Source organism: Mucilaginibacter sp. P1_D10 (assembly GCF_056406215.1).
In genome coordinates this window covers 118,440-130,747 of record NZ_JBFUAP010000014.1, presented here as the reverse complement: position 1 = coordinate 130,747, position 12,308 = coordinate 118,440, and the positions used below count along the sequence as shown (strand labels likewise).

Below are 12,308 nucleotides of genomic sequence, written 5' to 3'. Positions count from 1 at the left end.
GCCAATTTTGTGAAGGGGTTGAAACACAGGATATACCAATTTAACTAACCAAAAATTATGAAAAAAAAGATTCAGGCATCCGGTATGATGCTGTCCGTTTTAATAAGTGTTCTTTCGACACTCATTTTTACAATGGACGTAAAAGCGAGGGAGACCGGTAATCCTCGTATGTATGGCGAGATAAGCGCCCAAACCGTTACGGGTAAAGTGCTCGACGAAAAAGGAGCACCCCTTGTAGGTGTAAGCGTAAGCGAAAAAGGCACCAGCAATGGCGTAATGACCGATGTGAACGGTAACTACAAATTGCAGGTATCTGGCGATAATGCCGTGTTATTGTTTAGCTACATTGGCTATAATCCCAAAACAGAACAACTGAATGGCCGCAGCGTAGTAAACGTAAGCCTGGAGCCAAAAGCAAACGCTCTTAATGAAATAGTGGTAACCGCGCTGGGTATCAAGCGCGAATCCAAGAAATTAGGTTATGCTGCCGAGAATGTGCGCGTAGGCGAGATTACCACCAACCGCAGCACCAACTTTGTGAATGCGCTGGAAGGTAAGGTAGCTGGGCTTGATATTACGCCACCATCGAGTGGGCCAGGCGGTAGCACCAAGATCAGGCTGCGCGGCCAAACTTCGTTCGGGAGTGATAATGCGCCACTGATCGTGTTGAATGGCCTGCCGCTATCGCAAAGCCCTTCAGGCACCAATAGCTACACCCAGTCGGTAGATTTGGGTGATAACATGCAGCAGATAAACCCGGATGATATCGAGTCGATGACCGTATTGAAAGGTGCTACAGCTGCGGCGCTTTACGGCTCGCGTGCCAGCAACGGTGCCATCATCATCACCACCAAAAGCGGGAACAAAAACCAGGGCATAGGTATTGAATATACATCGAACTTCACCCAAAGCCAGGCGCTGGATTTTACCAATTTTCAATACGAATACGGCCAGGGCGAGAACAACGTACGCCCCAAAACGCAGGGCCAGGCGCAAAGTTCAGGCGCATGGAGCTTTGGGGAGAAATTTGATAATGCGCCTACCTACCAGTTTGATGGCGTGCAAAGGCCGTACGCGCCCGAATACAATCGTATAGGCAAATTCTTCCGCCTTGCCAACGCCTGGACCAATACTTTAGCTTTCTCCGGCGGTAACGACAAAGGCAGTTTCAGGTTTGCTTACTCTAACCAGGATGCCCAGGGTATTGTGCCCAATAACAATTACAAGAAGAAGATATTCAACCTGGGGCTCAACTATAATTTCACTCCTAAATTATCGGCGCAGGTTTACATGAATTACGATCACGAGTTCAACAAAAACCCGCCGGTTATCGGTGTTCAGGCTACTTCGGTTACTAACTACATGTACCGTTATTCCAACTCGGTTAGCCTGGATGTGCTTAAGGATGCCGCAGTTGATGCTAATGGCAACGAAACCCCAACTTCACGTTTTACCACGCTTACCAATCCTTACTGGATAATGGCCAAGCAGTTTACCAGGCAAACCCGCGATCACCTGCTGGGTACTGCAACATTGCGTTACCAGTTTTTCGACTGGCTTTACCTGCAGGGCCGCGTGAACATGGAGTACAGCACCTCCTTCTACGAACAAAACGTGCCTACGGGTACCCTTGCCAATGCCGCTGCCGCTGCGGGTTTGTATAACGGTGGCTACAACTCCAACGATAACTCCTACCGCGCGCTAAACGCTGATTTCCTGTTGGGGGGTGGCCACAAATGGGGCGATTTTTCTTTTGATGCAACTTTGGGCGGTAACACCTTCCCTTCGTCATCAAGCGGGTATAACGTAAGTACTACAAATTTCTACGTTCGCGATTTTTACACATTGGGTAATGGTGTAACCAGCACTTCAAACTATGGACTTTCCAAATCAACCGTAAATTCGCTTTATGGAACTGCCGAGTTTGGTTATAAATCTTATTTGTTTATAAATGTAACCGGCCGTAATGATTGGTTCTCGGTGTTAAGCCCGGATCATAACCATTACTTTTATCCTTCGGTAAGCGGTAGCTTTGTATTCTCTGAAATGTTTAAGACGCTCCCGTCGTGGTTGTCATTCGGTAAGTTAAGGGCCACTTACGCCAATGTAGGTAGCGCTTCCGGCGTGGCGCCTTACAGTAATTCATTAACCTATTCTATTTCGCAAAACACCTTCAACGGCATTCCGGTAGGCACCATCAATAATACAACCACGCCAAATCAGAATATTATGCCTTACAGTGTAAAAGAAAAGGAAATAGGTTTGGAACTACGGATGTTTAATAGCCGCGTTAATTTGGATATTGCCGCGTACCATAAGAAAACAACAAATCAACCGCTACTGGTATCCCTATCTAATTCATCAGGTTATACATCCACCATTATCAACATTGGCGAACTGCAAAACCGTGGTATGGAGTTCCAACTGGAACTGATTCCTGTGAAAAATGAAAACTTCACCTGGCGCTCCGCTTTTAATACCGCTTTAAATACTACTAAAGTTATTACTTTGGCGAATGGTCAAAAGCAATTTACCCTGGGGACAGGCGAATTTTTCGGTGCTATTGTTAACCAGGTGGGCCTGCCGCTTAACCAGATACAGGGCGCTACCTACCGCCGCGACGCGAATGGTAAGATCATTCTTTCGGGTGGTAAGCCCATAGCAAGTACGTCGCCCGCGCTTTTCGGCAGCGCATTGCCTAGGGCAACCGGTGGCTGGGTAAATACCTTTACCTATAAGAAATTTACGCTGATGGCGCACATTGATTATAAGGCCGGCGGAAAAGTAGTTTCAAGTTCTAACCTTAATTTCCTGAGAGAGGGCTTATCTAAACCGTCGCTGATAGGCAGGGAAGGTGGTGTGAAATTCGATGGCGTAAATGCTGATGGTTCAGCAAACACCGTAGCCGTTAATGCCGAGGATTTTTATGCCAACTACCGTTCGCAGGGCATCCTCGACCCGTTTATTTATAAATCAGATTTCATTAAGCTGAGAAACGTATCGTTAAGCTACGATTTTTCTAAAATGGTGAAGGCTAAATTTATAAAAGGTCTTGTAGTGTCGGCAGTATGCCACAACGTGCTCATCATCAAAAAGTATATTGATAACCTCGATCCGGAAGCGATCCAATCGAGCAATGATGTCCTGGCAGGTTATGAGCAAAGCTCCGTACCTACAACAAGGACCTACGGATTCAATCTTAACGTTAAATTTTAAAAGCGTACCATTATGAAAAATTATATAAAGATCATTTTATCCGCTGCGTGCCTCTGTTCTGTGGTAAGTTGCGATAAGGGGTTCAGGGACTTAAACGTCAACCCGAACAACCCGACAAGCCTCGACCCCACGTTCCTGTTTTCTAACGCAGAAGTATTAACCTTTTCCTCTTTGATGGAAACGGAGGCAACCATTGTTCAGCAATTCATCGATCCTTTCGGTGGTATTACCTCGGCATTCAACTTCAACGTGCTAAACCAAACGTACACCGTAATACGGTGGAACAATGCTTACCCAAACAGCATCAAACTGCTGGAGAGCGTTTTGGCTAACACAAAAGGCGATGCAACTAAGTCTAACCTATATAACGAGGCGAGGATATGGCGTGCGTATAACTATATGATGCTGGTAGATACTTATGGCGATGTCCCATACAGCCAGGCAGGCCAGGCCTACCTCAATACCGTGTTTTTGCCCAAATACGATAAGCAGCAGGAAGTTTATGCCGACCTGGTGAATGAGCTTACCACAGCGACCGCAGCGCTGGACCCCTCGAAAGACATAGTAAAAGGCGATGTGTTTTATGGCGGTAACATTCCGCAATGGAAACGCCTGGGCTATTCGCTATTGCTGCGTATTGGTATGCGCTATTCCAAGACCGATGCTGCCAAAGCTAAAACCATAGTGCAGGCTGCATTTGCCGGCGGTGTTATGCAATCTAATGCCGATAACTGTTACCTGAAATATAACACTGCTTACCCTAACCCGGTTACCCAGCAAATTCAGCAATTGACCAATACCTACTACCTGGCCGAGCCTTTTGTTACCCAATTAAAATCAACCGGCGACCCCAGGTTAAAGTATATCTCTGCCATGTATGCCGACCCGGGAAAAGCGCTAAGCCTTGCTCCGGATACCACATCAGCTAATCAATTCGGCTTGCCGATAGGGTATGACAGCGGCACCTTGCCTTCAGCGCCCGGTTTTCGCGGCAGTAGCGGCTCGGGTTTCAAATATTCGCAGGTAAACTACAGCGTGTTTGGTAAAGTAACCGCACCACAGTTTTTTGTTACTTATGCCCAAACTCAGTTGCTGCTGGCCGAAGCCGTCTTCAGGGGTTATATTTCGGGCACAACCAGCACTTTTTACAATGCAGGTGTAAAGGCAGCAATGGATCAGTTTGCAACCTACGATGCCTCGGCGGTTATCAGCGCTTCAACTCAGGACGCTTACCTCAACAGCGCGCCCATTGTTTACTCAGATGCCAATGCGCTGAAGCTCATCAATACCCAGTACTGGATAAACTCTTTCGGTAACGGTGCCGAGTCGTGGGCCAATTTCAGGCGGAGCGGTTTCCCTGCACTGGCGCCAAATACCTATCCAGGCAAGCAAATAAAAGGCAGCTTTGTACGCAGGTACAGCTACCCACAAACCGAAGCAGGTATCAACGCCGAGAATTATCAAGCGGCAGTAGCCAGTATGGGCGCTGACGATTTGGACACTCCTGTTTTTTGGGATAAATAACGATAATCTCACCCCTTATTACTGTTCTCTCTACGCCCCGGAGCCGCTTGGCTTCGGGGCTTTTTTATGGAAGAGTAGTGCTTTGCTTAACGAAAGCCAAGTGATTGTATTGCTTACCAGGGGCTTTTGACTAAGCATTCCTTAAAACAAATTGTTGTTTTTTTTTGGTCGAGGGTAATGGCAACGAGAGGGGAGAAGTGATAAACAACAACATCATGCCAAAGGGTTATTGTTGCTTTACAGTAAAACGAAAGGGATATAAAAAAGCTCAATCGTAGATTTTTATGAGCTTATCCGGTTGAGCTTTAGGTTTATTACATGGCAATCTATAATCTGATGTCTGTTCCGTTAACAAGGATTATTTACCCATTTAGTATTTGACTACCTGTTCCGTCCAGGTGGGGCCACCAATGGTGAATATGCCGTTCCTGAAAAATACCGGCTCAATGCCTAACTGTGGCATTGGCGAATACTTCTCGTCGATCGGTGTGAAGGTTCGGCCATTATAAAACGTATAATGGCACGAGCTCCATAGTTTGCCGTCGGGTCCTTCAAAAATAGCATTATGGCCGGTTTCGGCATAGGGGTCATAAGTGTCGTCGAACGGTGTTGCAACCTGTGCGGAAGCACCACGGTAATTGGCTTTTCGTGTGCCGAATATAGGTTCGGGCGAGGCTAATTCCCATGGGCCAAGCGGCGTTTTAGCACGTAAAAGGCCAACCTCGTAACCGCGTGTCCAGGTAGAAAAGAACATGTAATAGATGCCAGCTCGCTTTAATACAAACGGGCCTTCTATGCCTCCCCACATCCATTTGGGGTTTTCGGGGTCCTTTGCAGAGCGGAACTTTTGAATTTCGCCAATAAGTTTTCCTGTAGGCAGATGTATTTTGGCCTGGAACAGGCCGTTCCCGCTGCAATATAAATAGGTTTGGCCGTCTTCATCTTCAAATAACGTAGCATCATTGTTGTACTGTGGCGTTAACGGGCCGTTTACCAGGGTGTAGGGGCCTTTAATATTATTGGCTTTGAAAAGCCAAACGCTATGCGTCTTCATACCCTTCGGGTCGTCGGCAGTTACTTTCCCACTATTTACCGTTAGCCAGTATTGGTTTTTGATGAAATGGATTTCGGGTGCCCAAAACCGGCCGTTATACGGGCAATCGGCAGGCAATTTACTGGCATCAATAAGCCAGGCCTCTTGTTTCCAATGGATTAGATCGTCAGATACAAGCAACCTTACCCCAGGCGTGTGCCCCGTCCAAACCGGGAGCGAGGTGCCTGTACAATACCATTTGCTGCCCACTTTTAAAATACAATGATCGCGCATACTTAAGGATGTATCGCTGATAATGGGATTAGTGTACCTGAATACACCGGACTGCTTTTTTGTGCTGTTTTTTTTGCCGATTTTTAAATTTAAATAGGCTGGCCGTTCACTTGTCGATACGGTTTGAGCCTGGCCATTTTGTGCCCCCAATAGCATCAGCCACGTTAAAAAGCCGCCGCCAATAGCTGCGCATCGCAGTTGTATTAACTTGTTTTTCATTTTAAGTATTTAAAAGGTTAAGCGCCAAGGCGAATCCCCGGGTTTATTACGCTGAGTATTAGTTTTTGAAAAGCAGCGATGCATAACCCTTAAGGCTGCGGCGCCAGGTTTGCCATTCGTGCGCTGTTCCCGGCGACTCATACTGCGAATACTTAATGCCTTGTTTATCTAGCATATTGCGGAACGCGCCGATAGAACCCGGGAAGGGGTTAGGCTCTTTACTGCCCCAACTCAGCCAAAGTACATTGAGTTGTTTGTTGATAGCTGCACCGTCTTTAAACTTGCCATCCAGGAAAGTGTTGGGGTCGAGTACATCTGCGCTTGGATAATTTGGGGTACCGCTAAACCCACCGATGGCCGAGAATTTATCCAGGTTGTTCATGATGATGCGCATGGTTTGGTTGGCACCCATCGATAGGCCGGCTATTGCCCTGTGCTGCCGGTTGGCAACGGTGCGGAATTTTGTATCGATCATCGGGATAATTTCATTCACCACCACGTCTTCAAATATCGAAACAGGGCGGGCGGTGTTATCAGCCGTTCCTGTTACGGGTTTATTTGCGTATCCGTTATCCATCACAACAATCATCGGCACGGCTTTTTTATCGGCAATCAGGTTATCGAGTATCAGGTTTGCTTTTCCCTGTACGGCCCAGCCGGTTTCATCCTCAAAGCTTCCGTGTTGCAGGTACAAGACCGGGTAACGGGTTTTAGTGCTTTCGTTATAACCGGCGGGTGTATAAACAAAACAGCGCCTCCATGCATTGGTTAGTTTAGAGAAGTAAATATTTTCGCTCACCAGGCCGTGCTGAACATCTTTTAGTGCGTAGAAATCGCGGTCGTTAGCCGGTATTTCAATGCCGCTTCCCATGCGGCCGGCTCCGTAATAGTAAAGGCTGCCCGGATCCGGAACAGAGGCACCGTCAATATTGAGCTGATAATAATGAAAACCTTCATCCTGGGGTAGCGACTCGCCCGTCCAAACGCCCTTGTCATCCTTAACCAGGTCGTACTTTTTGCCCCCCAGATCTAACTGTACTTTTGTTGCCTGCGGGGCGGAGATACTTGCCCGTACCCTGGCCTGGCTGTTTACCTGGGGGTATTGTTTGCCCGGCTGGTTGCTGGTGGCGGGTTTAAAATCTTCAATAAGCGTAGCTTTATCCGATTGCGCCATACCGATGCTGCCGCGCAGGGCGGCAGCGATCAGCAGGATGGTTATTTTATAAAAGAATGGAACTTTTTTCACGGTTTTTATTTTTGTGATTTAATTGCGGTTTACCGAAAGGCTTTTGTATAAAGCGTTGCTGTTATTGATTGAATAACATCGGCGCAAGTTCATGTAGGCTTCGGCGCCAGGTCAAAAACTCATGTGCGGTGTTTTCAGAAACAAAGGAAACGGCGTTATAGCCGGCCCCCTTTAGTGCATCAGTTGCTTTTTTTACGCCGGTTGGGTTTTCCTTGCTGCCGCAGCTAATGAATATTAGCTTAGGCTTTGCTTTGCCGGTAAACTCTTCAGGCTTGTAAACACCGCCGCTAAGCAGGGCATAGTAATCAAAAACTTCGGGTTTGTTAAGCGTAATAGTATGTGTTTCCATCCCGCCCATTGATAAGCCGCCCATAGCACGATGTCCCTTATCGGCAAGCGTGCGGAAGTTTGCATCTACAAAAGGTATCAGTTCATCAGTCAACACCGTTTGAAATGCGTCTATTTTAAAATTCCTCATCCCCCCGAATTTGATTTCGTTGGTCATGCCGTAGGTCATTACAATAATGAAGGGTTTTGTCTTTCCTTCGGCAATCAGGTTGTCCATAATCAAGTTGGCATGCCCCTGGTTGCTCCATGCGGTTTCATCTTCGCCCCAGCCATGTTGCAGGTAAAGCACGGGGTATCGTTTAGATTTATCTTTCCCGTAACCGGGCGGGGTGTAAACAAATGCCCTGCGCGAGGTGCCGGTACTTTTAGACGGGAAAAGTATCTGCTGCACATTACCGTGGGGCACATCCTTAAGTGCGTAAAAATCCTGGTCGTGCGCAGGGATCTCGATGCCGCTTTCCCAACGTGTAGAGCCATAAAAATTTAATGCGCCCGGATCGTTGAAAACGCCGCCGTCAATGGTAAGGTGATAGTAATGGAAGCCCTGGTCCATCGGCCCTTCGGTGGTGCCGGTGAAAAATCCGTCCGCCCCTTTGGTAAGCCTTGTGCCGCCCCGGCCGCCAAGGCCCAGGCTAACCTTTACACTATCGGCCTGCGGAACCATGATGCGGAAGCGGGCATAGCCCTGGGAGTTTACCTGTGGGTATTCCTGTCCCGGCTGATTAACGGTAGATGGTTTAAAATCGTCCAGTACTGCTGGTTGATTAGTTTGCCCATTGCAAATACCCGTTGCTAATGTGGCAGCTAAAATGATAGCTAAACATTTCAAGTTCATGGTTTGATAAATTAAGTTTATAAAATGGTGGTTTGGGTTTATTACCCTCGTGAGCGCATTGGTTTCGGTCACGATGCTCAAGTTTAACGATTAATTGTATAAATAACAATTAATTATTAGCTTTTTTTTTGAGTAATAGTGTTTTTTGTGGCGAGGGGCGGCAATGCCGGAATTTGGTTTCCTTTTTAAGATTAATTCATCAGAATAACCCTTGTAATCCGGGCCAAAAGCTAAAAATATTTACCGTTTTTTAGTATAAGAAATCGATTGTAATGAAGATATTACATTGAAATCTATCTGTTGCAGCTTTTTTTTGATCGATGATTATTTTGCATCCAGGGAGGCTTAATTATTTCCGAAGCCAGGAATTTTAAGTCATATAAACAATCGATTGCAAGTTTTATAAAATCAACTTTTTATTAAGTGTCTAAAATACATTTAATAATTAAAATGAAATTACATTAATCACAATCAACCAACAGCTGAATGATCGTTGTTATCACCTCGCTTATTTGTGAATAAAAAACATTCCTTGCATCTTTTTGGCGAAAACTGCCATCGATAGTTGGCTAATGTGAAGATATTGGGCCGCAGGTAAACCATGCCGAAACCCAATGCATCCTCCATTTATGAAGTACATCTATCCAACCGTCGGCAAATTTGTTATTTGTTGTGCAGCAATATTAATTCTGGGGTACAAGCCATCGGCTGCTGCCGTAACTGACAGTACTTATGTGCGCAATTCGGCAACGAAGGGTTCCTTCAAGTTGTCGGCTAATGGATTTTCAGTCCCCATCTTTACCAGTAAAACCGATTTCGTTGGCGTGCTTCGTGCTGCCGCCGATCTGCAAAATGATATCAGTGCCGTCACCAGCGCGAAACCCGAAGCTTCCACAGGCGCTCCCCGTGGGAAGAACATCGTGCTCGTTGGTACTATAGGTAAAAGCCAGGTAATAGATGGTTTGATAAAATCGAAGAAACTAAACGTTTCTGGCATTCTGGGTAAATGGGAGTCGTTTGTTTTGCAGGTGGTGGATAAGCCCCTGCCTGGAGTCGACAAGGCGTTGGTGATAGCAGGCAGCGATAAACGGGGTACTATATATGGTATTTACGATCTTTCGGAAAAGATAGGGGTATCCCCCTGGTACTGGTGGGCAGATGTACCGGTTGTGCACCATCCAGCCCTCTACATTACCGCCGGCAAATTCACAAACGGGGAGCCGGCCGTTAAATACCGAGGTATTTTCATAAACGACGAAGCACCAGCCTTTTCCGGCTGGGCAAAGCAAAAATTCGGCGGCATAAACCACCTGGTTTATGCAAAAATGTTTGAGCTGATACTGCGGCTAAAGGGCAATTACCTTTGGCCTGCCATGTGGGGCAGTGCTTTTAATGATGACGATACGCTTAACCGCAAAACTGCCGACGACTACGGTATTGTAATGGGTACATCGCACCATGAACCTATGGATCGCGCACAAACAGAGTGGAAGCGGTACGGTAGCGGCGAATGGAACTATGAAAAAAACGGCGAAGTACTCCGTAGCTTTTGGCGAAAGGGCATCGAAAACATGGGCGATGCTGAAACCCTCGTAACTGTAGGCATGCGCGGCGATGGCGACATGGCCATGCAGCAGGGAACGAATATTGCCTTATTAGAAAAGATAGTGGCCGACCAGCGCGATATTATTGCCTCGGTCACCAAAAAACCTGCGCGGAAAACGCCGCAGGTATGGGCCCTGTATAAAGAAGTGCAGGATTATTATGACAAAGGAATGCAGGTGCCAAACGATGTTACGTTGTTATTATGCGACGACAACTGGGGAAACATCAGGAAATTGCCGGCACTGGATGCCCCCCTGCGCGAGGGGGGCTATGGTATTTACTATCATTTCGACTATGTGGGTGGTCCGCGCAATTATAAATGGATCAATACCAACCCCATAACAAAAGTATGGGAGCAGATGCATCTTGCATACCAGCACAAGGTTGACCGCGTGTGGATAGTTAACGTTGGCGACTTGAAACCCATGGAATTCCCGATTTCCTTTTTTCTGGACTATGCCTGGAACCCCGATAAAATCGGCCCCCGCGATTTGCTTTCCTATACGCGCAAGTGGGCCACAGCCCAATTCGGCAGCCGGCACGCCAGCGAAATAGCGGACATCCTTTCTGCCTACAGTAAGTACAATGGCAGGTGCAAACCCGAGTTATTGAACGAGAACACCTACAGCCTGGTTAATTATAACGAGTTTGAGGATGTGGTTAACGATTATAAGCGTTTAAATAACCAGGCGGATTCATTATATCGCCTGATGCCGCCGGAATTCAAAGATGCCTATTACCAGTTGGTGCTGCATCCGGTTGAGGCATCGGCAAATTTGAATGCCATGTATTACGCCACTGCGCTAAATCACCTGTATGCTGCTCAAGGGCGTTCGGCTACCAATCAAATGGCGGCAGAAGTAAAGGCGCTTTTTGAACGCGATGCGCAAATTTCCGATTATTATAACAATCGTTTGGCGGGTGGCAAATGGAGCCACATGATGGACCAAACGCATATAGGTTATACCTATTGGCAACAGCCGCCGGTTAATGCAATGCCAAAAGCTTCCCTTATCGATGTTCCCCAAATTGGCAGCATGGGCGTTGCTATGGAAGGTTTAGCTGATTCATGGCCGCGGGCGGGTAGTTCAGTTACTCCATCGCTGCCGGAATTTAATGATCGTGTAAACCAAAGCCACTTCTTCGAATTGTTCAACAAAGGTCTTAGCCCTGTCGATTATACGATCACTGCTGATAAATTCGTCAGGCTGAGTTCTTATAAGGGGGCCATAAATAAACAAACGCGCATATCGGTCGACATTGATTGGCAGAGTGTGCCGGCGGGTACAAATCAATCCGTAATCAGCATCACTGCATCTGATGGCACCAGAGTAGATGTTAATTTGAAACTGCAAAGGATACCATTACCGCTGCCCAAAGGATTCCTGCAGACAGATGCTTATGTCTCCATAGAGGCGGCGCACTATCAGAAATCTATTCCAGGTAGTAGCTATGCATGGGTAGAAATACCCGACTATGGGCGCACCCGCTCTGCCATGACGGTATTACCTTTGAAAAAGGGCAGCGGCAAAAGCACCCATAATGCGAAACCCTGCCTGGAATACATCGTAACGTTGCGCGATACCGGAATGATAGAATTGAACGCCTACCTGGCACCCACCATCGATTTTACAGCAGATAAATCCCTTAAATATGCGGTAGCGATAGACGACGAGCAGCCGCAGGTACAATCCTTTGATGCCGATAAAAACCCCCGGCTATGGAGCCAGGCCGTGAGCAACAGTATCAATATAGTCACCACCAAACACCGGGTAAGCAAGGCCGGTACCCACGTTATTAAATTTTGGATGGATAGCCCCGCAATTGTTTTAGAAAAGCTGGTTATACAAACCGCCGGAGCAGTTAAATCCAGTTATCTGGGGCCGCCTGAAAGTTTGCATAATTGAGCAAGGTTAAGATGCTGCCGCGAGCTTTGGTAGCTACTTTACTGCAAAGAATACATTTGGTGTGTGATTGTGAACAAATGT

6 protein-coding genes are annotated in these 12,308 nt (G+C 46.9%); 3 read left to right on the top strand and 3 right to left on the bottom strand.

All coding sequences use genetic code 11. The annotated features are described in order from the left end of the window. Nucleotides 1–57 precede the first annotated feature (57 nt). On the top strand, nucleotides 58–3,216 hold the full coding sequence (locus tag AC1DYT_RS20855) for a SusC/RagA family TonB-linked outer membrane protein (RefSeq protein ID WP_477471452.1): 3,159 nt from the start codon (nucleotides 58–60) through the stop codon (nucleotides 3,214–3,216). 12 nt (nucleotides 3,217–3,228) lie between these two features. Continuing rightward, nucleotides 3,229–4,740, top strand: a complete 1,512-nt coding sequence (locus AC1DYT_RS20850; protein WP_477471451.1) for a SusD/RagB family nutrient-binding outer membrane lipoprotein — start codon at nucleotides 3,229–3,231, stop codon at nucleotides 4,738–4,740. Nucleotides 4,741–5,110: 370 nt separating this feature from the next. Here the strand turns inward: AC1DYT_RS20850 and AC1DYT_RS20845 are convergent, their stop codons facing one another. From AC1DYT_RS20845 to AC1DYT_RS20835, 3 genes are all read right to left on the bottom strand, one after another. Then, nucleotides 5,111–6,286 (bottom strand): glycoside hydrolase family 43 protein, encoded by a 1,176-nt coding sequence (locus AC1DYT_RS20845; RefSeq protein ID WP_477471450.1) that lies wholly within the window; start codon nucleotides 6,284–6,286, stop codon nucleotides 5,111–5,113. A 58-nt stretch (nucleotides 6,287–6,344) separates the two neighbouring features. Then, nucleotides 6,345–7,532, bottom strand: coding sequence for an alpha/beta hydrolase-fold protein (locus tag AC1DYT_RS20840; protein ID WP_477471449.1), 1,188 nt, complete (start codon nucleotides 7,530–7,532; stop codon nucleotides 6,345–6,347). A gap of 61 nt (nucleotides 7,533–7,593) precedes the next feature. Next, nucleotides 7,594–8,715 carry an alpha/beta hydrolase-fold protein gene (locus AC1DYT_RS20835; protein WP_477471448.1) on the bottom strand — a complete coding sequence of 374 codons (1,122 nt, stop codon included), beginning with the start codon at nucleotides 8,713–8,715 and terminating at the stop codon, nucleotides 7,594–7,596. Nucleotides 8,716–9,344: 629 nt separating this feature from the next. Between AC1DYT_RS20835 and AC1DYT_RS20830 the strand changes: the two genes are divergently transcribed. Then, on the top strand, nucleotides 9,345–12,227 hold the full coding sequence (locus AC1DYT_RS20830; RefSeq protein ID WP_477471447.1) for a glycosyl hydrolase 115 family protein: 2,883 nt from the start codon (nucleotides 9,345–9,347) through the stop codon (nucleotides 12,225–12,227). The last annotated feature ends 81 nt before the right edge of the window (nucleotides 12,228–12,308 follow it).

Coding starts and splice junctions, on each gene's coding strand:
- AC1DYT_RS20845 (WP_477471450.1), bottom strand. CDS start 6,286: ATGAAAAACAAGTTAATACAACTGCGATGCGCAGCTATTGGCGGCGGC.
- AC1DYT_RS20855 (WP_477471452.1), top strand. CDS start 58: ATGAAAAAAAAGATTCAGGCATCCGGTATGATGCTGTCCGTTTTAATA.
- AC1DYT_RS20830 (WP_477471447.1), top strand. CDS start 9,345: ATGAAGTACATCTATCCAACCGTCGGCAAATTTGTTATTTGTTGTGCA.
- AC1DYT_RS20850 (WP_477471451.1), top strand. CDS start 3,229: ATGAAAAATTATATAAAGATCATTTTATCCGCTGCGTGCCTCTGTTCT.
- AC1DYT_RS20835 (WP_477471448.1), bottom strand. CDS start 8,715: ATGAACTTGAAATGTTTAGCTATCATTTTAGCTGCCACATTAGCAACG.